Genomic DNA, 25109 nt, shown 5'->3' with positions numbered 1-25109 from the left:
CCCCGCGCGTTACCGTTCCGAGGATTTTCCGATGAAGTTCGAAGGCACCCAGTCCTACGTCGCCACCGCCGACCTCAAACTCGCGGTCAACGCCGCCATCACCCTGCAGCGCCCGCTGCTGGTCAAGGGTGAACCGGGCACCGGCAAGACCATGCTTGCCGAACAACTGGCCGAGGCCTTCGGCGCCAAGTTGATCACCTGGCACATCAAATCCACCACCAAGGCGCATCAGGGCCTGTATGAATACGATGCGGTCAGCCGCTTGCGCGATTCGCAGCTCGATTCCGACAAGGTTCACGACGTTCGCAACTACATCAAGAAAGGCAAGCTGTGGGAGGCCTTCGAGGCCGACGAACGCGTGATCCTGCTGATCGACGAGATCGACAAGGCCGACATCGAGTTCCCCAACGACCTGTTGCAGGAACTCGACAAGATGGAGTTCTACGTTTACGAGACCAACGAGACGATCAAGGCCAAGCAGCGCCCGATCATCATCATCACCTCGAACAACGAGAAGGAACTGCCGGACGCCTTCCTACGCCGCTGCTTCTTCCACTACATCGCCTTCCCGGATCGCGACACCCTGAAGAAGATCGTCGATGTGCACTATCCCAACATCAGCGGCGAGCTGGTGGCCGAAGCGCTGGACGTGTTCTTCGACGTGCGCAAGGTACCGGGCCTGAAGAAGAAGCCCTCGACCAGCGAACTGGTGGACTGGCTCAAGTTGCTGATGGCCGACAATATCGGTGAAGCCGTGCTGCGCGAACGCGACCCGACCAAGGCCATCCCGCCGCTGGCCGGTGCTCTGGTGAAGAACGAGCAGGATGTACAGCTACTCGAGCGCCTGGCCTTCATGACCCGCCGCGCTTCTCGGTAACGGACACTGATCTGAAACTGTAGGAGCCAGCTTGCTGGCGATCCGACGCACTGCCGATGTCACTGATCGCCAGCAAGCTGGCTCCTACACAGAGCGCCCCAAACGGGGAATGATTCTGCAAGTGAGGGTGCAGCCATGCTGCTCAACCTGTTCAACGAAATGCGCGCGGCCAAGGTGCCGGTGTCGGTGCGCGAGCTGCTCGACCTGATCAACGCGCTCAAGCACAACGTCGTGTTCGCCGACATGGACGAGTTCTACTACCTGGCGCGCGCGATCCTGGTGAAGGACGAACGCCACTTCGACAAGTTCGACCGGGCCTTCGGCGCCTACTTCAAGGGCCTGGAAAACCTCAACGAACACATCGAGGCGATGATCCCCGAGGAATGGCTGCGCAAGGAATTCGAGCGTCTGCTGAGCGACGAGGAAAAGGCGCAGATCCAGAGTCTCGGCGGCCTGGACAAGCTGATCGAGGAGTTCAAGAAACGCCTCGAGGAGCAAAAAGAGAAGCACGCCGGCGGCAACAAGTGGATCGGCACCGGCGGCACCAGCCCGTTCGGCTCCGGCGGCTACAACCCGGAAGGCATTCGCGTCGGCGATGCCGGCAAGCGCCAGGGCAAGGCCGCCAAGGTGTGGGACCAGCGCGAGTACAAGAACCTCGACGATCAGGTCGAGCTGGGCACGCGCAACATCAAGGTGGCGTTGCGCCGCCTGCGCAAGTTCGCCCGCCAGGGCGCCGCCGAAGAGCTCGATCTGGACGGCACCATCGACCACACGGCGAAAGATGGCGGCCTGCTCAATATCCAGATGCGCCCGGAGCGACGCAACACGGTCAAGCTCCTGCTGCTGCTGGATATCGGCGGTTCGATGGACGCCCACGTCAAGGTCTGCGAGGAGCTGTTCAGCGCCTGCAAGACCGAGTTCAAGCACCTGGAATACTTCTACTTCCACAATTTCATCTACGAGAGCGTGTGGAAGAACAACATGCGCCGCACCAGCGAGCGCACCTCGACGATGGACCTGTTGCACAAGTACGGCGCCGACTACAAGGTGGTGTTCGTCGGCGACGCGGCCATGGCGCCCTACGAAATCACCCAGGCCGGCGGCAGCGTCGAACACTGGAACGAGGAAGCCGGCTACGTCTGGATGAAGCGCTTCACCGAGAAATTCAAGAAGATCATCTGGATCAACCCCTACCCCAAGGACACCTGGAACTACACCGCCTCCACCGGCCTGGTACGCGAGCTGATGGAAGAGCGCATGTACCCGCTGACCCTGCAGGGCCTGGAAGACGGCATGAAGTACCTGTCCAAATAAGCTAAGCCGCAACGAGAAACGCCGCGAACCCTGCACAGGATTCGCGGCGTTTTTGTAGCCCGGATGCAATCCGGGAATACTGCGAAAGAGCCCCCGGATTGCATCCGGGCTACGGACTGAACTCAGCGTTTGTCCGCATCGTCCGGTTTGTTCAGATCCATCACCGTTTGCGCTGGCTCTTGCGGTTTGGCCTCGGCTACCGGTGCGACCGGAGCGCTCACTGCGTCGACCGGAGCTTGCTTCTTGCGCATGCCAATGCGCTTGAACAGCCAGCCGCCCAGCACCACCGGGATGAACCAGAACTTCTTCAGCAGCACCAGCAGCAGCGCCAACAGACCCGTCTTGGCCGCCACCTTACCGGCGACCAGCGCGCCCAGGCCGTATGCGGCTACGGTATCCAGATCCGGGTCGAACTCGGCATAGCGCTGACCGGGGTTGAACTCGGTCGCGGCCAGCACAGCCGGCACGCTGGCCTCGATTTCCGCCAGTTGATCCATATTGGCGACGAAGTTCAGCACCAGCACACCCTTACGGCCCAAGACGCGAATGTTGTAGTTCAGGGTATTGGCATCGCTGTCGCCAAACTTCAGCTCCTTGGCCCAATACAGCTTCTTGCCTTCGGCATCGTAGTGCGGCTCGGCAGCCCAGCCGACCAGTTGCACGGCCTCGTAGCCGTTCTCTTCACGCCAGGTATTGGCCTCGCGCATGTCGGCCTGCATGTCCTTGAGCATGTCGCCGTAGTCGATATCGGCAGCATCCTCGTCGGACACGTAGCCACTGTCTTCGTATTCGACGGTCACACCCCAAGATTCGTCGGCCAACGGTGACACACCTGCCGGCAGGATCATGCCCAGCGGCGGGACGTCATCCGGCGGGTTGCCCCAGCCGTCGACCAGCAGGCGCTGGGCGTTCTCACCGTCGAGAAACACCAGGGTATCGGGCAGGTTGAGGGTGGCCAGATCGTTGCCCAGGACGACGCGGCCGCTCTTGAACTCCAGGCTAGCGACGAATTCTTCAGGACTGATGTATTGCGCCGCATCCTCGGTCTCGATGACCTCGGCGTCGACCGCAGCGTTTTCTGGCTCGGTCTCGGGATTGGCGTATGCAACACAGGTGAACGGCAGGACAGCAGCCAGCGCGACTGCCAGGATCGAATCCTTGATCGACATGGGAACTCCATAGGCACGGTTAGGTAAATGTAACTGCGTATTACGTTACCACGCGCACGGAACTCGACATGCGTCATACCGCAACTTTTTGCGATACTCCGCCCCCCTGCAAAGAAGACCACGGAGCACCGCCCCCGCAGGCGATGCTCCGCAGCCAACCTGGCGCCGACTTTGGCTACCGTGCGTGATCCGAACGCCAGGGATCACGCCACCTCATACCAACTGGAAGTCGGCGATGGTCACGCTGGTGTGGTCGGTCACACCGACCAGGCGGATATTGCCGCCATCTGCACCGCCCACCGTCACCAACACATCGTTGCCAGCATCGGCGATTGATACCCGACTGGCGAAAGTCGCCGCCGTCAGATTGAACGCCGCGATGTTGAGCAGGTCCTGCCCTCCAGCCGGGTTGGCGTCGAAACCGATGATGGTGTCGCTACCGAAGTTGGGGCCGAACACGAGGATGTCGTTGCCCTGATCGGCATACAGAGTGTCGTTGCCGGCACCGCCGATCATGATGTCGTTACCCGCACCACCATCGAGGATGTCGTCACCGTCGCCGCCGTCGAGGATGTCGTTGCCACCCTCACCGAACAGGGTATCGGCCCCCTCGCCTCCCAACAGACTGTCGGCACCGGCTCCGCCGTAGAGCGTGTCGTTGCCGCCCATGCCGCTGAGCACATCGTCGCCGCCCTGGCCGCGCAGGATGTCGGCGGCCGCGCCGCCAGTCATCTGGTTGGCCAGGCCGTTGCCGGTGGCATCGGCAGCGCCTGTGCCGAGATGCACATAGTTCTCCACATTGGCCCGCAGGGTATAGCTGGAGGCAGTGGAGTAGACGGTATCGATACCGCCACCAGCGGTCTCGACCGTCACGTCGCCGGCATCGTCGACATAGTAGCTGTCGTTGCCCAGCCCGCCGACCAAGCGGTCGGCGCCGGCGCCGCCATCGAGCACATCGTTGCCATCTCCTCCCGTTATGGTATTGGCCAGGGCGTTGCCGTAGCCGGTGAAGTTGCCGCTGCCGATAAAGGTCAGGTGCTCGACGTTCTCGCCCAGGCCATAACTGAGCAGCGTGGTGCGCACGGTATCGGTGCCGGCGCCGGCGGCCTCGATCACCTGATCGCCGAGGTTGTCGACGATATAGATGTCGTTGCCCAGGCCGCCGAGCATGACATCGGCGCCGAGGCCGCCATCCAGGGTGTCGTTGCCGGCGCCGCCATCGAGGATGTCGTTACCGGCCAGACCGTTGAGCACGTCGTTGCCGCCCAGGCCGAGGATATGGTCGTCCAGCGCGGTGCCGTTGAGCGTATTGGCCGCGTTGGTGCCCATGATCACCGCACTGGCTACCACCGCCGTGGCCGCCGAGGTCAGCGACTCGAAGGTGCCGCGGTTGTCGGTGTAGCTGACCTGCACCCGCACCTGTTGGCCGGCCTGAGCCGCCGTCAGGGTGAAGGACTGTGCGGTGGCGCCGGCGATATTGCTGAAGCTACTGCCACTACCGACCTGCCACTGGTAGGCGAAGGTCACCCCGACCAAGCCGTCGGCATCGGCGATCATCGCCGTGGAGGCGATCAGCACCTGACCGACACTGGGCGAAGCATTGTTGAGTTGCGGCAAGCCGGTCGGCGCATCGTTGACGTTGAGCACCGGCGCGGTGACCGCGGACACCAGGCTCTCCGGGTTGCCCATGTCATCGTTGAAGCTGACCACCACGCGCAGCGCCAGCCCGACCTCGGCATCGCCGGGGGTGAAACTCTGCCCCGTACCGACCTGCACCCACTCGCCGGCCACCAGCGCCTGCCAGGCGTAGCTGAGCACAGCGAATTCGGTGCCATTGGGATCGCTGACGGTGGCGGCAGCCAGCAGCATCTCGTCCTCGGCCGGCGCCATATTGCTGATCGACACCGTGCCTTCGGCCGGGCGGTCGATCAACCAGACCACCTGGTCAGCGAACTGCAGCCGTTCGATGTTGCGGATCAGGTCGGTGCCGTCGGTGCCGACGTTGTCCACCACCAGATAGCTGCCGGTGCCGTCGAAGGTCTCGACCAGCTCGTAGTTGGCGAACGCGCCGCTGAATACCGCGGTGTCGATGTCGCCCTCCTGATTGCCGTCGAGAATCTCGCGCACGATATGCAGCTGGCTCGGGTTGATCTCACCAGAGAACATCCGTGCCTGGATCTCCTTCATGCTATCGACGCTGAACAGCTCGATGCTCGGGTCGAGCTTGCTGCGCACGCTGATGCGCACGTTGAGCCAGGCGTCGCCATCGATCACATCGTTACCGGCACGCCCCTCGATAACATCGCTGCCGCCCCCGCCGAGCAGGATATTGCCGCCGCTGAACACCACCGGGTCGGAGGCATCGTGCGGGTTGTCGCGTGGCTCGGCCATCATCCCGAGTACAGCCTCCAGCCCGGCGATACGGTTCATCCCGGACAGGGTCAGCTCGTGGTTGAACAACGAGTTCTCACCGGCCGCGGTGTCATTCACGCGGTCGTCGCCGAACAACTGATCGTCGTGAATCCAGCCGGACAGCCCTTCGACCTGATCGAAGCGGTCGCGCAGGATGTCTTCGAAGTCGGTGGCGAAGATCGGCGTGGTTAGATCGGAATAGGCCGCCAGGGTATTGCCCTTGTGGATCGCCCAGTCGAAGCCCCACATGCCCTCGTTACGATGGATGCCGGCGCCCTGAACCATGATGTCGTCGCCGGACTCGCCGTCATAGTCGTTGTCGTTGCCGCCACCCATCATCACGTCGTGACCGATGATCGGGCTGTTGAAGAACAACTCCGAGTTGTCGCCGGCCAGGGTGTCGAAACCGGCGCCGCCCTCCATCCAGTCGTCGCCCTCGTTGCCGAGGATGAAGCTGGGCCCGTCGCCGCTGAAGATGAAGTCGTTGTCACGCCCGCCGAAGATTTCCTTACCGTCCGGCCCGCCATAGATGAAGTCCATGCCGCCGCCACCGAACACCAGATCGAGGCCGGGACCGGTGTGGATCACGTCGTTGCCGTCATCGCCATGGATCACGTCGGCATCGCCGATATCGGTAATGATGTCGTCGCCAGCGCCACCGAAGATATGGTCGATGCCGTAACCGCCTTCCAGCCGGTCGTTACCGCCGTCGCCCCACAAGGTATCGTCGCCTGCTCCGCCGATCAGGATGTCATCACCGTTGGTGCCACCCAGCACCACATGGGCATCGCCGGTGTAGCGCAGGTAATTGCTGTCCGGTCCTGCTGTGGCTGGATTGTCACGAATAACCAGCGGCGCCAGGGCGTTGAGGATCGGGTTGCTGCCCACCGGATCGGCATACTGCTGACGGTTCATGTCCAGTTCGAGGATGTAGTCCACGCGCTGGAACAGCGCCCCCGGCAAGTGCGAGGCGTTGGGGTCGCCCAGGTCGGTGTTGCGCATCACCAGCGCGGCGAAACTGTTGGCTTCCAGTTCGTTGAGCAGGTTCATGCCCTGGGTACGGCTGAGGTAGTAGAAGCGGTCGCCGTTCTGCAGGTTCTCCATCTGCACTTCGAAGACGAAGTTGAAGGTGGAACCGAGAATGCCGCCGAACGGCATGTTCTGCTCGGCCAACCCACCGATCCAGAAGTCCACCAGATCCAGCCCGCCCTTGTTCACGGCATACTCGCCGCGTGCGTTGAGGAAGTCATCGCGGTCCGCCGGTGCGCCCGCTCCTCCCAGCACCAGGGCCATGGCGGCATCGCGCTTGGCCTCCAGGGTGGTGGCCGAGGTGATGCTGCTGTGCGTACCGTAGGCGGCGATGAAGTTGATGATCGAGGCCGGTGTCTTGATGTTCAGGGTGAAGTCGATCCAGCTATCGTAAGGCTTGAGCTGGCTATCGCCGGTCATTTCGTAGAACTGCGCACGGGCGTTGTTCAGCGAAGGAACCCCGGTGTCGCGACCGCGGGCGATGTTGATCGCCGCCAGGTCCAACGGCAGGCCGACCAGGTTGTTGCGCAGCGCCTCGGTGACGAATTCGTCGATCTCGTTGCCGGTCTGCCGGGTCATGCCGCGGATGATCGAGCCAGCGGCCTGATCGGCGGTGAGGGTGCCGCCCTGGGTGAACTCGATGGGGTTAAGGAAGGCCTCGATCAGGCCGACGTCGCTGGACTGCATGCTGTTGTCCAGGCGCGCCACCGTCTCGTTAAGCATGGAGTGGCCAAAGCGGTACACCACATGGGCGAACTCGGCAACGATGGCCGGATCGATGTCCGCCGTGTTGGAGAATACGAACACGTCCACCAACGGCTGCACGGTACGGGCGAATTCCTCGAACACCAGGTGCTGGTACTGCATCTCGTTGACGAAACGCGCGGCCTGGAACAAGCGCTCACCGTTCCAGATCAGCCCATCGGCACTTCCCGGCACCTCGCTCACCGGTACCAACAGCCACTCGTTGATAAAGGCCAGATCGCCGGTATCGAGAATGGTCTGCTTGTTGGCCTCGACCAGACGATTGTGCTCGGCGTGGAACACATGGTGCACCGCGGTCAGGCCGATATTCTCGTTGCCGCGGCCGTCGCCGGTGATGAAGTGGGCATCGAGCAGTTCGTTGTCGTACTCGAGGTTGCGTCCGGTCATGGGGTTGACTGCCACGGCATTGCCGGCCACCTCATCGGCATCGGCCACCAATTGGCCGCCGACTATCACCGGTACCGCGTTATGGGCGATATCGTCGAGGAAGGCATGACCGGTGCGCAGGGCTCCCTGGGTGCTGATGGGATTGTCCGGATCGCCCTCTACCTGTACTGGCGGGTTGCCCGGCATGATCAACATGGCAAAGCCGTTCTCGCCACGAATGAATTGGCCGTACTGGTCAGTGGCCAGCAGCGGCACGTTGGTCACGTCGGCATCGGTGAGATTGATACCGAGCATCTCGCGGGCCTGCGCCTTGATCTCGGCCCAAGTGGCCAGGCCACCGTTCTGGCCGTCGAGCATATGCCCAGTAGCCATTGGCTTGCCGTCGACCATCACGTACTCGCGCAGGAACACCTGGTGCGAGGCGTGCGAGGTGTAGGTCTGGTTCTGGTCGATGAAGGGCGTGGTCTGGTTGGTGTGCTCGCGAATATCGTCAGCCGTGCCGAGAATGCCATCTGCCCCGGGTTGGTTGGTAGCGCGAGTGACCACCATGAAGTTGCTGTGCGAACCCTCGACGTACAGTGGGTCGTCTGGCTGTAGCGGGATATACACGGTGCCACTGCCACCTTTGTTGACCAGATCCAGACCATGGTCGAAGAACTGGCCGAACAGTGTCATCCAGGAGTTGAACGGCGCGGTCAGGCCTTCGTCCGGGGCGATATTGGGGATCACGACCGTGCCGTTTTCCACCACGATGCCGAACTCGTCCAGCAGCGTATCCAGCGCCGCCGAAGCGGCAACGACCGCAGCATCGTCGGCGGCAGCCTCGGCCAGTACGGCCTGGTGGGCAGCAGTGTCGCTGGCCAGCTGTGTGGCTGCTGCCTGCGCCTGCTGGCTGGCAGCCTGCGCGGCAGCAGCAGACTCGGCGGCCACCGTGGCTTTGGCATTGGCATCAGCCTGGGCCTGGGCGGTGGCGATCGCCGCACTGAGGAAGGCGGCCTGGGCAGCGCCTTCGTTCGGCGTACCAATGGCAGCCATGTAGGCCTGCAGGGCCAGGCTCTGCACCTCTACCGCACTGGCGACCACAGCCAGCGCATCGCTATAGACCTGGGCATCCTGGTTGGCCTGTGCTTGCGCGGCCGCGGCCGTGGAGGCGGCGGTCTGAGCAGCAGCCGTGGAAGCGGCCAACGTAGCAGCGCTGGCCTGCACCTGGGCGCTGTTGCCAGCGGCGGCGTTTTCGGCCGTTTTCAAGGCGTTGTGAGCCTGCATTACCTGTTGTGCATCGGCAAAGGAGTTTTCCGAACCGGCGTAGTCGAGTGCGGCTATAACCGCAGCCAGATTACCCAGGCTCTGGTCGACGATCAGGTTGCTGATGGTGCGAGGCTGCGAGTCGACCACGTAGCCGCTGGTCTGGGCATAGCTGGTGCTTTGGCTGCCAGTGGGGAAACCGGGAGGAGCGCCCGGCCCATCGATACCATTTTCTGCATCGCGGAATACCGGATCGAGCAGGCGGGGCATCAGTTGATCGGCCGAGCCATAGTAATGTTGGCCCGGCACCAGGTTGTTATAGGTGCCATCGACGGTACGCAGGCCCCAAGGCAACAGTGGATTGCCTACCAGGTCATAGAGCGACTCGCCGGCGGCATGGGCTTCGGAAATCTTGATCTGCTGGAGAATTAAAACAAGATCGGCTTGATTGACGGTTAGAGTGGCCATCTTTGTTCCCTCAATGCTGAGTACAACTGACGTTCAGGTCAGGAAAACCACATGCATACGGCAACATTGCAACGGCGTGGTCGGACGTTGGCGAACAAGTACAAAAAGAGAGGGGATGTGGCAGGCAACTGCGCCGCACACCCCGCGATAGGCGGCAAGCTTCAAGCTCGCCGACCATTCAGGGTGGTGGTGGCCCGTGAAAACGCAGCGCGAACGGATCGGCTGGACTGTCCACCGATCGACTTCTGACAACGAGGCGCAAAGCCATGTTTTACCTTCCCGGATGAGCACGCCCAAAGTTGCGCGCCCTCTCCTGCGCGGCGACTCCAGCACGCTCACACTCGACTGCAAGGGCCCTGCGGGGGGCCAGGTCAAGCTAAGGTCCAGCCGATGCCGGTACCGCTCTACGGGCATCGTCGCTACTCCAGTCGAGGCGGCAACCGCTATAAAAGCCGCCCCGCAGCGCATCCTGGACTAGCTTGTTGAGACAGGCGTCGACTGATTGCATCGGCTGCCTGCACAAAGCGCTTGTCACCAGCATCGGGGAGCAAGGCGAATGGCCACAGAGGCAAAGGTCGAATCAAATTCGAAGACTTTCGTCGAGCCTGCAGATCAGACCATGGTCGAATCGCCAGACACCTGGCCTCAGCGCCTCTGGCACCCTCTGGCCGGGCTCAACCGCTCGACTCAATTCATCCTGCTCGCCGCATTGATCCTGGGCCTGAGCATGGCCTTCGTCGGCAGCCTGGTCAGCCAGCAGATCAGGCTGGCAGCCGCGCACAGCGCCGGCGAAGGCGCGGCCATCTACATGGAAGCGTATCTGGACGAATATGTGCAGGAACTGGCCTCGGCCAGCACGCTGAAAACCGAAAGCGTGCAAGCCATCGACAACCTGATGAAAGACACGTCGCTCAAACAGCACATCGTTTCGGTGAAGATCTGGTTGCCCGATGGGCGCAACGTCTACAGCACCAGCAAACGGCCGGTCTTCTACTATCACCCGGCCGGCCCCATCGCCGAGGCCATGCAGGGCAAGGTGGTCACCCGCCTGAGCCCGCTGGATCATGACGAGCACGCCTACGAGCGCAGCTTCAACCGACCGCTGTACGAGACCTACGTGCCGCTGCGCGAGTTCGGTAGCGGACGGATCATCGCCATCGGTGAATTCTACGAGATGGAGCACGAGATCGGCAGCATCCACCAGCAGGTCTGGGCGATCATCGCCGCCGCCACCCTGGCCATGCTCCTGTTGCTGTTTCTCATCGTCCGCCGCGGCGACCGCATCATCGAGCGCCAGCAGGCGATCCTGCGTCAGCAGATGCGCGAGCAGGAGGCCTTGCACCAGCAGAACGCCGCGCTGCAACGCCGGGTCAGCACCGCCAGCCAGGAGTTCGCCACCATCAACGAGCTGACCCACCGGCGCCTGGGCGCCGATCTGCACGACGGCCCGGCGCAGCTCCTGACCCTGATCCTGCTGCGTCTGGACGAGCTCGCCGAACTTTGCCCAACGGGGCAGAACGATGCGCTGGAGACCATCCGCAGCGCCGCCCAGGACAGCCTGTGCGAGATCCGCGGCATCTCCCGCGGCCTGGCGCTGCCGGAGATCAACGAGCTGAGCCTGGACGAGTTGCTCAAGCTGGTGGTGCAACGCCATGAACAGCGCAGCGAAACCAAGGTGCAGCTAGATCTCGGCGAGTTACCCGAGGCGCTGAGTCTGCCCTACAAGATCTGCGTCTACCGGCTGGTACAGGAGGCGTTGAACAACGCCTTCCACCATGCCGGCGGCCAGGGACAGCGGGTCAGTGCCGAGTGCCGGCAGGGCGTACTGGAAGTACAGGTGGCGGACGCCGGCGCAGGCATTGATCAGGGTCTTCAGGCCGCGACAGGGTCACATCGCTCGCGCCTGGGACTGGTGGGCATGCGCTATCGGGTGGAGTCTCTGGGCGGGACGTTCGAGCTCGAATCGGCCCCCGGGCAAGGTACCCGGGTCACGGCCAGATTCGATTTACACGATGACGAAAACTGCCAGTAACACCTGTGCCGTCACGGCGCACCGATGCCTACCGTCCAGGTCTTGTGGCTTTCCCAATAGCGGCGCACTGCCGCCACCGCCTCGACACGATTGCGCGCATGCAGCTTCTGCATCACGTTGGTCATGTAGTACTTCACCGTCTTCTCGCTCAAACCCAGCTTGGCCGCCACCTCACGATTGGTCAGACCGTTGGCGACCTCGCGGATGATCTGTTCTTCGCGGTGGGTGAGGTCTACCCCACGCTGCTCGGTCTGGTGCTTGCGGAAGTTGCTCAGCAGGCGCGTCGCCAGCGCCGGGGTGATAAATGTTTCACCCTTGGCCACGGTGCGAATCGCCTGAATCAGCTCAGGACCACTGACCCCCTTTAGCACGTAGCCCTGGGCGCCGCCCTCCAGGGCCGAATAGGCGTCGTCCTCGGACTCCGACACCGTCAGCATCAACACCTTGACCTTCGGCTGCGCCTTGCTGATGGCGCGTACCGCAGCGAAGGTATCGCCCGGCATGTTGACATCCATCAGCAGCACATCGGGCTGACAGCGCGCGGAAATTTCCCGCGCTTCGTCGGCGCAACCGCCCTGCTCCACTACCTCGAAGTCCTCGACCCGGCCCAGGGTCGCGGCGACCCCCTGCCGTAGCAGTGGATGGTCGTCGACTATGCCCACCTTGATCTTGTCACTCATCGAATATGCTCCCCTCAAGGTTTATACCCTTGTCGCCATGGTGCCTGGCAAAGCCAGGCACCATGCTTCCCGACTCAACTCAACTGGAAGTCAGCTACCGTCACCGTGGTGTGATTGGTGACTCCAACCAGGGTGATGGTGCCGCCATCGACGCCATTGATGGTCACCACCGTGTCGTTTCCGGCATCGCCGATGGCGACCCGGCTGGCGAAGGTGTCCAGCGTCAGACCGAAGGCCGCGATGTTCAGCAGATCCTGACCACCAGCCGGATTGGCATCGAAGCCGATCACGGTGTCGTTGCCAAAGTTCGCACCGAACACCAGGATGTCGTTGCCCTGACTGGCATCCATGAAGTCATCGCCAGCGCCACCGGTCATCACGTCGTTGCCCAGGCCACCGATCAGCACATCGTTGCCATCGTCACCATCCAGCAGGTCGTTGCCGTCACCGCCCAGCAGGGTGTCATTGCCGGCCTCGCCGTACAGCTGATCGATACCGGCGCCGCCTATCAGGGTGTCGTTACCTTCGCCGCCATACAGCAGATCGTTGCCGCCCAACCCACTGAGGGTGTCATTGCCTACACCGCCAGACATCGTGTTGGCCAAGCCATTACCGGCCGCATTTGTGGCGTTGCCGCCGATATGCACCAGGTTTTCCACATTGGCGCCCAGGATGTAGCTGGCACTGCTGGAGTACACCGTATCCACTCCGCCATTGGCCGCCTCGACGATCACATCTCCCGCAACATCGACGTAGTAACTGTCGTTACCCGCACCACCGACAAGACGGTCGATGCCTGCGCCACCGTCCAGCACGTCGTCTCCGGCACCGCCGGTGAGGGTATTGTTGAGGGCATTACCGGTACCGCTGAAGTTGCCGGCGCCGATGAAGGTGAGATGCTCCACGTTGTCGCCCAGGGTGTAACTGGACAGCGTGGTGCGCACCGTGTCGGTTCCTGCACCAACGCCCTCCACTACCTGGTCGCCCACACTGTCGACCACATAGGTGTCGTTGCCGACACCGCCGACCATCAGGTCGTCACCCTCGCCGCCGTTGAGCGTGTCGTTACCGGCACCGCCTTCCAGCACATCGTCACCGGCCAGGCCGTTGAGCACGTCGTTAGCACCTCCGCCGACGATCTGGTTGGCCAGCTCGTTGCCGTTGCCGGTGAAGGCTCCGCCGTTGATCTTGACCAGATTCTCGACATTGGCCCCCAGGGTGTAGGTGGCCAGAGTGGTGCGTACCGTATCGATGCCCTCATCGGCCTCTTCGATGACCTGATCGCCAACCGCATTGACCACGTAAATGTCATTGCCGCTACCACCACGCATGAGGTCATTGCCCGCACCACCATCGAGGAAGTCGTTGCCGCTGCCCCCGATCAGGGTGTCATTGCCGGCCCCGCCGAGAAGGATGTCATCACCACCGCCACCCTCGAGCAGGTCATTGCCGGCGCCACCATCGAGGGTATCGTCGCCGTCCATGCCCTGCAGGGTATCGTTGCCACCCAGGCCATTGAGCACGTCGTTGCCCAGATTGCCCTGCATCACGTTGGCCAGCGTATTACCGTTGGCCACAGTGCTGCCGACCCCGCCATGGATCAGGTTCTCGACATTGGCACTCAGAGTGTAATTGGCCAGGGTCGAGTACACCGTGTCGGCGCCAGCGCCTGCCGCTTCCACCACCACATCGCCGGCATTGTCGACGTAGTAGAAATCGCTACCGGCGCCACCGACCATGCGGTCTGCGCCCGCCCCACCATCGAGCACATCGTTGCCTGCACCACCAGTGATGGTATTGGCCAGAGCATTGCCGGTTCCGACGAAATTGCCTGCACCGATGAAGGTCAGGTGTTCGACGAATGCAGCCAGGGTGTAGTTGTTCAGCGTTGTGCGCACAGTGTCGGTGCCGCCTCCCTCCTCCTCGATTAGCTGGTCGCCGAGGCTGTCGACCACGTAGGTGTCGTTGCCGGCACCACCGATCATCAGGTCGTCGCCCGTGCCACCATCCAGGGTGTCGTTGCCCACACCACCTTCCAGCACATCATCGCCGGCCAGGCCGTTGAGCACATCGTTACCGCTGCCGCCGACGATTTGGTTGGCCAAGGCATTACCCGTACCGGTGAAGTTGCCGCCATTGACCTTGAACAGGTTCTCGACATTGGCACCCAGGGTGTAGCTGGCCAGCGTCGTACTGACCGTATCGGTTCCGCCATCTACCTCCTCGACCACCTGATCGCCAGCCGCGTTGACCACATAGGTATCGTTGCCGGTACCACCGCTCATGGAGTCGTTGCCAGCCCCACCATCGAGCACATCATTGCCCGTCCCGCCGATGATGGTATTGGCCAAGCCGTTACCGGTACCGGTGAAGGCATCCGCGCCGAGGTAGGTCAGGTGCTCGACATTGGCGCCCAGGGTGTAGCTGGTCAGCGTGGTGCGAACCAGATCCGTACCGCCGCCCGCACCTTCCACGACCTGATCACCGACTTCGTCGACCTCATAGGTATCGTTGCCAGCACCGCCGATCATGATGTCGGCGCCCGTGCCACCAATCAGGGTGTCGTTACCCGCCCCACCGTTGAGCGTGTCGTTACTGCCGCCACCGACGATGACGTTGGCCAGGGTATTACCGGTTCCGACGAACGCCCCGACGCCGATGAAGCTGAGATTCTCAACGTTGGCGCCCAGCACGTAACTGGCCAGTGTGGTGAGCACGGTATCGTTGCCGGCATTGGCCGCCTCGTTGACCTGATCGGCGAAGTTATCCACCCTGTAGATATCGTCACCAGCACCGCCACTCATGCTGTCGGTACCTGTGCCGCCATCGAGCAGATCATTGCCAGTGCCGCCTTGCAGGGTATCGTTGCCATCGCCGCCCTGCAGCGTGTCATCCCCGGTACCGCCGATGATCAGGTTACTGAGCGCATTGCCGGCGCCGGTGAAGTTGCCCGTGCCGATGAAAGTCAGGTTCTCCACCTGATCGCCCAGGCTGTAACTGGCGAGCGTGGTCCGCACGGTATCCGTGCCCTCGCCGGCCAGCTCAACGACCTGATCGCCAACACTGTCGACTACATAGGTATCGTTGCCCGGGCCACCGACCATCAGGTCATCGCCTTCTCCACCATCGATGAAGTCATTGCCTTCGCCGCCATAGAGCAGGTCATCGCTGGCCAGACCGATGAGGGTGTCGTTGCCTGCCATGCCCTCGAGCATATCCACGGCGGGCGTGCCGATCAGCAGATCGTCACCGGCAGTACCGGCGATACCCAGGCCGAGCATCACGGCGACCGAGGTCACCAGTTCGAGGGTATTGCCATTGTCGGTATAACTGACCAGCACGCGGAGCATCTGTCCGGCCAGGGCCTGGCCGGGCAGGAACGTCGCGTTGTTGGCACCGGGTATATCGGTAAAGCTCACCCCGTCACCGCGCTGCCACTGATAGTGGAATTCGACACCCGCCAAGCCATCGGCATCGGTGAAGTCCAGGATGGCAGAGAGGGGTTGCCCACTCAGCGGCAGCGGATTGCTGAGCGATACCGTGCCCACCGGCAGGTCGTTCGGATCGCCCACCAGAGTAACGGCCGTGGTTGGCGTCGAGAACACGGTCTCCAGCACGCCGTGAGCGTCCTTGTAGATCGCCTTGACGCGCAGGGCCAGGCCCTCGAGCTCGGGTGTCACGGTGAAGTTCGGGCCGGTAGCACGGGCGGCCTCGCCGCCGATGTTTTCCGTCACGATATCTTCGAAGGTACCGTCGCCCTCAGGATCCACCTGCCAGTAGTAGCTGATCGGCCCGGTGATGGCGCCGTTCGGATTACCGACGCCGATGTTGTCGGCGTCGCGCACCAGCGCGGCCGAGACGCTGAGCACCTGGCCGACACTGGGCGAGCCGTCGCTGATACGCAGCACGCCTTCCACCTCGGCATTGCGTCCTTCGACCAGCACCATGGCCTGATCGTTGAACTGGATGCGCTCGATATTGCGGATCATGTCCGCGCCATCGGCGCCGACCGCATCGAGCTGGCCGTCACCGTCGTTGTCAACGGGCGCCGGACCGATATGACGCACGCCCCACAGGCCGTCGCCCCACTCGATCACTTCATACTCGGACATCAGCCCCGAGTAGACCGCCGTATCGAAGGAGTTCCCGAGGTTGTTCGGGTCGACCGTACCGGGCATCAGCTCGCGGACGATGACCAGTTGCCCCGGGTTGTAGGTGCCGTTGAGCATGAACGGGATCATCGGCACCATGCTGTTGAAGGTGGCGATTTCCGGGCCCGTACCGTCGTTGTTCGCACGCACGCTGATACGCACGTTGAGCCACATGTCACCGTCGATCAGGTCGTCGCCGCCGTTACCGGCAATCAGATCGCTGCCATTGCCGCCGAGGATGATATTGCCCGCACCAAAGGAGGTGACCTCGCCGGAGGTGGTCAGTGGATCGGCCAGTTGGTTGATGAACGCCCGCAAGCCGTCGACCATGTCCATATAGTCGTCGCTCAGCACGCTGCCGTAGGCACCGGACAGAGCGATGGCCGTGGCGTCGCGGTCGTCGCCGTTGAGAATATCGGCATGGTGCGAGCCCGACAGCCCTTCCATGAATTCGAAGCGCGCCAGCACCGACACATCGGACGGTGCCACCGGCGTTTCATCGAAGGCGCGCAGACGGAAGTCGACGTTGACCCCGAACGGATCGTCGCGGAAGCCCGCCCAGTCGAAGCCGGAGCCACCGACGTAGCGGTCGCCCTCGCCACCGTTGCCGAACATGATGTCGTCACCACCCTCGCCGTCCATGCGGTCGATGATGCCGAACTCGCCGATGAACACGTCATGGCCGATCACGTCGTCCAGGCCGAACTCGTTGAAGTTGTCGCCGCCGTTGCCGTCGGGACCGCCCAGTTCCAGCCAGTCGTTGCCTTCGTTACCGAACTGCGCCTCGTTGCCGCGGGTGCCGAGGATGAAGTCGTCGCCCGGGCCGCCGAACACCTCGGTGGAGTCTTCGCCGGAGATGACGAAGTCCTTGCCGTGGCCAGCCATCACCAGATTGATGCCGTTGCCGGCATGCACCACGTCGTTGCCTTCGCCGGCGCGAATGATGTCGTCACCGCCCATGTCGGTAATGATGTCGTCGCCGGCTCCGCCCATGTGCAAGTCGTTGCCGAAGCCGCCCTCCAGGCGGTCATTACCGGCGTCGCCCCACAGGGTGTCGTCGCCGATGCCGCCCACCAGGGTGTCATTGCCGTCCGTGCCGCCGAGCACCACGTGCTCGCCGCCGTTGTACTGCAGGAAGTTTGGCCCGCGCATAACGTCTGGCAGCAGCGGGTTGTCGCCTTCCGGATCGGCGCGGCCATCGTCGCCCAGGCCGGTGTACTGCCTGGCTTGGTCCACCTCGAGGATAAAGCCCGGGGTGGAGAAGATATCTCCCGGCAGGTGAGTGGCATCGGTGTTGGCCATGACAATGCGCGAGAAGAAGTTGTTCTCCATCTCGGTGAGCATGTTCAGACCGGCCAGGCGCTCCAGGTAGTAGAAACGGTCGGCATCCTGCAAAGCCTCCATCTGCGTCTCGAAGACGAAGTTGAAGGTGGAGCCGAGCATGCCGCCGAAGGGCATGATCTTCTCGGCCAGGCCGCCGATCCAGAAGTCGATGGCGTTGACCCCGGTAGTGGCCGCCGGACCATAGAGGAAGGCGGCACGGTTGACGCCAGCACCATCGGCATCGAACAACCGCTCCTCGGCGGTTCCCTCGTTGATCAACGCCGTGCCGCCGAATACCAGGGCGAAGGCCACCGCCCGCTTCTCGGCCAGGGTATTGACGTCGAGAGCCAGCAACGCCTCATGCGTACCATAGGCGGCGATGAAGTTGACCAGCGAGGTCTGGTGCTTGAGGTTCATGGCGAAGTCGACCCAGCTGGTGTACGGCTTGAGCTGGCTATCGCCGGTCATGTTGTAGAACTCCTGACGCGCCGCGTTGAGCGACGGCACCCCGGTATCGCGACCACGGGCCAGGTTGATCGTCGCCAGGTCCAGCGGTAGGCCAAGCAGGTTGTTGCGCAGGGCCTCGGTGACGAACTCGTCGATCTCGTTGCCGAGCTGCCGGGTCATGCCGCGCGCCAGGGCGCCAGCGGCTTCTTCCGCCGAGACGGTGATGTATTCCGGATTGCCCGGTCCCACTGGCTGTAGTGGATCGAAGTCCGGATTTCTCAACTGGTTGAACATCAGTGGATTGAGGAAGGCCTCAATCAACCCCAGTTCGCTGGAGACGAAATTCGGGTCGAAGCGATCTACCGTCTCGGTCAGCATCGAGTGGCCGAAGCGGTATACCACGTGGGCGAACTCGGCGAGGATCGCCGGGTTGAGGGTGCTGTCGTAGACCTGGGTGGCGTTGAAGAACACGTCCACCTGCGGCTGCACCTTGCGCGCGAACTCCTCGAACACCAGGTGCTGATACTGCATCTCGGTGGCGAAACGCGCGGCCTGGAACAGCCGCTCGCCGTTCCACACCAAGCCATCCGGGCTGCCCGGCAGACTGTTCACCGGCTCCAGCAACCACTGGTTGATGAAGTTGATGTCGTTGGAGGCCAGCACCACGTCCTTGGTATGCGCCACCACGCGGTTGTGCTCGGCATGGAACACATGGTGAATGGCGGTCAGACCGATATTCTCGTTGCCGCGACCGTCGCCGGTAATGAAGTGGGCATCGAGCAGCTCATCGTCGTAGGTGTTGCCGCTGCTCTGCCCGCCGCCGAGGGTCAGCCCCACGGCATCGTCGCCATCGGCCGTCTTCAGCGCGCCAGTCTGGCTGTTGAAGGGGTTGGCGTTATGCGCAATATCGTCGAGGAAGGCGTGATTGGTGCGAATCACATCGTTGGGCACCTCCACCCCACCCGGCCCGGCGGAAACCAGACCACCACCGGTGACGAACTGCGGATAGCCGTTGCCACCCGGGATGAACTTGCCGTACTGGTCGGTGGCCAGCAGCGGCACGTTCACCACATCGGCATCGCTCAGCACGATGCCCAGCATGTCGAGCGCCTGGGCCTTGATTTCGGCCCAGGTCGGCAGGCCGCCATCGGCACCGTTGAGCAGGCGCCCGGTAGCCACCGGGCCCTCGTCGGTCATGGCGTACTCGCGCAGGAACACCTGGTGCGAGGCATGCGAGGTGTAGGTCTGGTTCTGGTCGACGAAAGGCGTGGTCTGGTTGACATGCACATGCACGTCATCGGAGGTGCCAAGCACACCGTCCGTACCGGCCAGCACCGCCTGGTTGGTGGCGCGCGTCAGTACCATGAAGTTGGCCGAGCCACCCTCGACATAGAGCGGATCATCAGGCTGCAGCGGGATGAACACCGTGCCGTTGCCGCCCTTGTTGACCAGGTCCAGGCCGTGATCGAAGAACTGGCCGAACAGGGTGAACCAGGAGTTGAAGCCCGCCGACAGCCCCTCGTCCGGAGCACTGTTGGGAATGAACAGCGGCACCCCGCCCGGGATCGGCTGGCCGTTGAGATCCAGCAGCACGCCGTTGGCGTCCAGAGTACCCAGGCCGGCATCGACATAGGCCTGCACCGCCGCCAGGTTGGTGATGGTCTGGTCGACGATCAGGTTGGAGATGGTCCGCGGGTCGGCGTCCACCACGTCGCGCGGCGAGGCAGGGTTGGTCGGATCGTAGGCATAGTTGCCATTGACGAACACACCGCCCGGTAACGGCCCGTTAAGATCGATGCTGTCGCCATCCGGGTCGTTGATGAAGTTCTGCGTCGTCGCGGTCGGGAACGGCTGATCCGCCGCGCCGAAGTACTGCTGCCCCGGCACCAGGTTGTTGAACGAGCCATCCACCGTACGCAGGCCCCAGGGCAGGCGCGAGTTGGGGATGATATCCATCAGGTCCTCGCCGGCGGCATGGCGCTCGGCGATAAGAATCTGGTCGAGGATGAACTGCAGGTCGGAGCGGATCAGGCGCAGACCATTGCCGGGGCTGACCACATCGCTTTCCACCGGCAGCGGTGGCGGCGGCAAGGGTATCGAGCCTCCAGCCACCGGCTGAGTGGCAGCGGAAGACACTCGCTCCAGCACACCGTTATCGTCCTGGTAGGTGGCGATCACACGGATTGCCAGACCATCCAGATCGGGGGTGACGCGATAGGAAACGCCATCCTGGGTGGACGGCCGGGCGCCGCCCTCGACGATGATGTCCTGGAAGATGCCCGAGCCGGGCTCTGCCTCGTACTGCCAGACATAGCTGACTGGCCGACCGGTGATCAGCCCTCCGGCATTGTCCGCATCCACGACCCCAGCAGCCGAAACCCGCAGCAACTGACCGACCGCCGGGGTGCTATCTGGATTACCACTGCCAGCATCGAGAATCTGCAGCGTGCCCGTGGGCGAGAAATTGCCGCCCTGCTGGGTACCGGCCACTTCGTCGACGAACTGGCCGCCGACCCACACCAGTGCGCTGTCGGCAAACTGGATGCGCTCGATATTGAGCAGGCGGTCGGTGCCTTCGTCGCCGACGTTGTCGGTGACGATGGTCACGCCGGCAAGCGTGGTCACCGTGTAGTTCTCGCGCGGGCCGGCATACAACGCAGTATCGAAGCTATCGGCGCTGTCGAGAATCTCGCGCACGATCATCAGTTGCCCGGGGTTGTAGGTGCCGTCGAGCATCAGGTGCATCATGTCCTTCATGCTGTTGAAGGACGCGATTTCCGGGCCGCTAGGATTACCGTCGGCATCCATCCCGGCGCGCACGCTGATGCGTACGTTGAGCCAGCGGTCGCCGTCGAGCAGGTCGTCGCCACCGCGTCCCTCCAGCACGTCACTACTGCCGCCGCCGAGGATGATGTTGCCGCTGCCGAAGGAGCTCTGCGGTGCCCCGAAGAACTCGGTGAGCATCTGCTGCATGCCGGCGATACGGGCGATACCCTCGGCCGTCAGTACGCTGCCGCGGGCACCGGCCTGGGCGATCAGCGCCGCGTCGGCGTTATCGCCGCGCAGGATATCGGCATGGGCCGAACCGGACAGACCTTCCACCTCGGCGAAACGGTCGAGGATACCGGCATTGGACGGAGCCACCGGCGGCTCGACGAAATCGTCGACGATCAGGTCGACCTTCACCCCGAAGGGGTCGTTCTTGTACACCGCCCAGTCGAAACCGGAGCCACCATCGAAGTGGTCGGCGCCTTCGGAGCCGACCATGATGTCGTCGCCGCCCTCGCCTATCAGCTCGTCGAAGCCGGGTCCCGTGATGAACACGTCATGGCCGTTCACGCTATCGCTGGCAAAGGGTTCCAGGTTGTCGCCAGGCGCGCCGTCCTGGGTGCCGATCTCGATCCAGTCGTCGCCCTCGTTACCCATGGTCTGCAGGTTGCCCTTGGCGCCGAGGATGAAGTCGTTACCAGTGCCGGCAAAGACCTCCGAAACGTCCTCACCGGTGATGATGAAGTCGTTGCCATGGCCGCCGAGGATCAGGTTGAAGCCGTTACCGCCGTGGATCACGTCATTGCCGTCGCCACCCTTGAGCACATCATCGCCACCCTTGTCGGTGATGATGTCATGGCCGGCGCCGCCCTCAATCATGTCGTTGCCGTCGCCGCCTTCCAGGCGGTCATTGCCGCCGTCGCCCCACAGGGTGTCGTCGCCGATGCTGCCGATCATCACGTCGTCGCCTGCGGTGCCGCCGAGCACCACATGCTCGTCGCCGGTGTAACGCAGGTAGTTGGTTTCGACACCCGGTGTCTCCGGGTTGTCGCGGATCACCAGTGGGATCAGCGGATTGTCGCCAACCGGGTCGGCGCTACCGAGCCCGTCGTTGAACTGCGCAGACTGATTCACCTCGAGGATCAGCCCCGGTCTGGAGAAGATGTCCGCCGGCAGGTGCACCGCGTCGGTATGGCGCATTACCAGTTTGGCGAAGGAGTTGTCCTCCATCTCGGTGAGGAAGTTGAGGCCGTCCAGGCGCGCCAGGTAGTAGAAACGGTCGCCGTTCTGCAGCGCCTCCATCTGCGTCTCGAAAACGAAGTTGAAGCTGGAACCGAGCATACCGCCGAAGGGCATGATCTGCTCGGCCAGACCACCGATCCAGAAATCGATGTCGTTGACCCCGGTGCTGGCCGCCGGCCCGTTGAGGAAGGCCATGCGCGCGTCATCGGAAATCGCCCCACCGCCGAACACGATATCCATGGCCGCCGCGCGCTTGGCCGCCAGCGAAGTCACCCCGGTGATGCTGGCATGGGTGCCGTAGGCGGCGATGAAGTTGATCAGCGATTCCGGGTGCTTGAGGTGCAGGGCGAAATCCAGCCAGCTGGTGTAGGGCTTGAGCTGGCTGTCGCCGGTCATGGCATAGAACTCGGCGCGCGCCTCGTTCAGCGATGGCACGCCGGTGTCGCGACCGCGGGCGAGATTGATCGCCGCCAGGTCCAGCGGCAGGCCAAGCAGGTTGCTGCGCAGAGCACCGGTGACGAACTCGTCGATCTCGTTGCCCAGTTGCCGGGTCAGGCCACGGACGATGGCGCCAGCAGCTTCTTCGGGCGTCAGCGTGCCGTTGTCATTGAACGCCAATGGGTTGAGGAAGGCCTCGATCAGGCCCATGCTGCTGTCGTTCTGGAAGCTCGGGTCGAAGCGATCCACGGTCTCGGTCAACATCGAGTGACCGAAGCGATACACGGTGTGAGCGAACTCGGCCATGATCGCCGGGTTGATGGTGGCATCGTAACCGTTGGGGATGAGGAACTCGTCCACCAGCGGTTGTACCTTACGGGCGAACTCCTCGAACACCAGGTGCTGGTACTGCATCTCGGTACCGAACTTGGCGGCCTGGAACAGCCGTTCGCCGTTCCATACCAAGGTCGACAGATCGGCCGGAATCGCGCCGACCGGCTGCAGCAGCCACTGATTGAGGAAGGCGATATCACCGTCGGCGGCGGCCTGCAGGGCCACGTCCTTGGTGTGTTCGACCAGGCGGTTGTGCTCGGCGTGGAACACATGATGCACGGCGGTCAGGCCGATGTTCTCGTTGACCCGGCCATCGCCGGCCATGAAGTGGGCGTCGAGCAGTTCATCGTCGTAGGTGCCCGCCAGGCCGTCATTGACCCCGGCCACACCATCGGCATCGGCTACCAGCGGCGCGCCGGTCTGGCTGTTGAACGGGTTGGCCGAATGGGCAATGTCATCTAGGAAGCCATGACCGGTGGTCAGCGCCAGGGAGGCGTCCACTGGTGCATCCAGGCTGGCCTCGACCAGGCCGCCGGCGGTAACCAGTTGCGGCATGCCGTTAGCGCCGGGGATGAAGTTGCCGTACTGGTCGGTGGCCAGCAGCGGCACCCGGCCGACGTCTTGATCGTCCAGTTCGATGCCCAGCACATCGCGAGCCTGAGCCTTGAGCACGGCCCAGGTGGCCATGCCGCCCAGTTCCACGTCGTCCTCGGTACCGAAGATGCCATCGCCGCCCAGATCGCGGTTGGTCAGCAGCTTGCCGGTGGCCATGGGTTGGCCGTCCACCAGCACATAGGCGCGCAGGAATACCTGGTGCGAAGCGTGCGAGCTGTAGGTCTGGTTCTGGTCGACGAACGGCGTGGTCTGGTTGACGTGCACCCGGTTGCCGTCCGCATCCACCTCGACGCTGGCGCGGGTGATGACCATGAAGTTGGTCTGCGGCGTGGCGGGGTTGTACAGCGGATCGTCCGGCTGCAGCGCAATGAAGACGAAACCGTTGTCGCCCTTGTTGACCAGGTCCAGGCCATGGTCGAAAAACTGCCCGAAGAAGGTGAACCAGGTATTGAAGCCGGCCGAAAGCCCTTCGTCCGGCGCAGTATTGGGAATAAATAACGACTGGCCGGCAGGAATCGCCACACCGTCGAGATCCAGCACGGTGCCGACGGGATAGGGGTTGCCATCGGGGTCCAGCTGGCTGCCGTCGGCAAGCACGCCCATCCCGGCATCAATGAAAACCTGTACCGCCGCCGGGTTGCTGATGGTCTGGTCGACGATCAGGTTGGAGATGATCCGTGGGTCGGCATCGGCCACGTTACCGGCGGCGCCGTAGTCGGTGTTGGTCACCAGCCCACCGGGCGCCGCACCGTTCATATCGAAGGTGTCGCCGTCCTGGTCGTTGCGGAACTGTTGGTCCAGCAACAGGAGGAACTCCTGGTCGGCGGCGCCCCAGAAGGTACGGCCCTCCACCAGATTGTTGTAGCTGCCATCCACTGTACGCAGCCCCCAGGGCACCTGGGAGTTGGGCAGCAATTCGCTCAGGCTCTGTCCGGCGGCATGCGCCTCAGCAATGAAAATCTGCTGCAGGATGAACTTGAGATCGGATTTGATGAAATCGGCCATTTCCTTCCACCTCTGAAACCCAGCGGCTGAATGCGCGAAATCGGAGGAATCCCTGGCACAGAAGCAGCCCACCCTGTCCGTTGCGCATCACGCAATCGTCAGAGCGTTCCCGGGATAGAGGCCAAACGCTGCCACGCCGACCTGCTGGGCTAATCGGCGTGCAATCAGTATTTGGTATGTCCCTATGCTGAAGCTGGCACGAAGCCTAGCGTCAGAAATCAGGCAGTAGGAGACCCGTGCAGTTGCAGGTCGGCGAAATGCCCTAGCAAAGACGCCTCAGGCGTCCGGTAAAACGTGATTCCGATGGTGATCACCCCATGCAGGAGCTTGCCAACGAAAGCCGTGTCGACTTATTGGCTTGGATCACACGCCTAGACTTAAGTCCTAGCCGATAGGATTGTCAAGATA

Annotated in this window: 7 protein-coding genes; 3 read left to right on the top strand and 4 right to left on the bottom strand. The window is 62.8% G+C overall.

Features of this window, described 5'->3' with window-relative positions; translation table 11 throughout:
- Nucleotides 1-31: 31 nt before the first annotated feature.
- Together BLS08_RS11705 and BLS08_RS11700 are read left to right on the top strand one after the other, a co-directional pair.
- Nucleotides 32-877: an AAA family ATPase gene (locus BLS08_RS11705; RefSeq protein WP_017677428.1), complete on the top strand. Its 846-nt coding sequence runs from the start codon at nucleotides 32-34 to the stop codon at nucleotides 875-877.
- Between the two features lie 135 nt (nucleotides 878-1012).
- Nucleotides 1013-2191: a vWA domain-containing protein gene (locus BLS08_RS11700; protein ID WP_017677429.1), complete on the top strand. Its 1179-nt coding sequence runs from the start codon at nucleotides 1013-1015 to the stop codon at nucleotides 2189-2191.
- A gap of 122 nt (nucleotides 2192-2313) precedes the next feature.
- On the opposite strand, the gene BLS08_RS11695 is transcribed toward BLS08_RS11700, so the two are convergent.
- Together BLS08_RS11695 and BLS08_RS11690 are read right to left on the bottom strand one after the other, a co-directional pair.
- Nucleotides 2314-3360 (bottom strand): DUF2167 domain-containing protein, encoded by a 1047-nt coding sequence (locus BLS08_RS11695; protein WP_017677430.1) that lies wholly within the window; start codon nucleotides 3358-3360, stop codon nucleotides 2314-2316.
- Nucleotides 3361-3573: 213 nt separating this feature from the next.
- The gene (locus BLS08_RS11690; RefSeq protein WP_055987162.1) at nucleotides 3574-9666 is read right to left on the bottom strand and encodes a peroxidase family protein; all 6093 of its coding nucleotides are present in this window, start codon (nucleotides 9664-9666) and stop codon (nucleotides 3574-3576) included.
- Between the two features lie 556 nt (nucleotides 9667-10222).
- Between BLS08_RS11690 and BLS08_RS11685 the strand changes: the two genes are divergently transcribed.
- Nucleotides 10223-11698, top strand: a complete 1476-nt coding sequence (locus tag BLS08_RS11685) for a sensor histidine kinase (RefSeq protein WP_055987164.1) — start codon at nucleotides 10223-10225, stop codon at nucleotides 11696-11698.
- Between the two features lie 11 nt (nucleotides 11699-11709).
- On the opposite strand, the gene BLS08_RS11680 is transcribed toward BLS08_RS11685, so the two are convergent.
- Both BLS08_RS11680 and BLS08_RS11675 read right to left on the bottom strand, forming a co-directional pair.
- Nucleotides 11710-12378, bottom strand: coding sequence for a response regulator (locus tag BLS08_RS11680; protein ID WP_021490029.1), 669 nt, complete (start codon nucleotides 12376-12378; stop codon nucleotides 11710-11712).
- A gap of 74 nt (nucleotides 12379-12452) precedes the next feature.
- Nucleotides 12453-24701, bottom strand: a complete 12249-nt coding sequence (locus tag BLS08_RS11675) for a peroxidase family protein (RefSeq protein WP_055987166.1) — start codon at nucleotides 24699-24701, stop codon at nucleotides 12453-12455.
- Nucleotides 24702-25109: the final 408 nt, after the last annotated feature.

Origin of the sequence: Ectopseudomonas chengduensis, assembly GCF_900102635.1 — a bacterium.
Classification (GTDB): Bacteria; Pseudomonadota; Gammaproteobacteria; order Pseudomonadales; family Pseudomonadaceae; genus Aquipseudomonas; species Aquipseudomonas chengduensis.
This window is presented reverse-complemented; position numbering and strand designations above follow the sequence as displayed.

What these genes read in the sequence shown, in the direction of transcription:
- BLS08_RS11705 (WP_017677428.1), top strand. Translation starts at nt 32, where the DNA reads ATGAAGTTCGAAGGCACCCAGTCCTACGTCGCCACCGCCGACCTCAAA.
- BLS08_RS11700 (WP_017677429.1), top strand. Translation starts at nt 1,013, where the DNA reads ATGCTGCTCAACCTGTTCAACGAAATGCGCGCGGCCAAGGTGCCGGTG.
- BLS08_RS11695 (WP_017677430.1), bottom strand. Translation starts at nt 3,360, where the DNA reads ATGTCGATCAAGGATTCGATCCTGGCAGTCGCGCTGGCTGCTGTCCTG.
- BLS08_RS11690 (WP_055987162.1), bottom strand. Translation starts at nt 9,666, where the DNA reads ATGGCCACTCTAACCGTCAATCAAGCCGATCTTGTTTTAATTCTCCAG.
- BLS08_RS11685 (WP_055987164.1), top strand. Translation starts at nt 10,223, where the DNA reads ATGGCCACAGAGGCAAAGGTCGAATCAAATTCGAAGACTTTCGTCGAG.
- BLS08_RS11680 (WP_021490029.1), bottom strand. Translation starts at nt 12,378, where the DNA reads ATGAGTGACAAGATCAAGGTGGGCATAGTCGACGACCATCCACTGCTA.
- BLS08_RS11675 (WP_055987166.1), bottom strand. Translation starts at nt 24,701, where the DNA reads ATGGCCGATTTCATCAAATCCGATCTCAAGTTCATCCTGCAGCAGATT.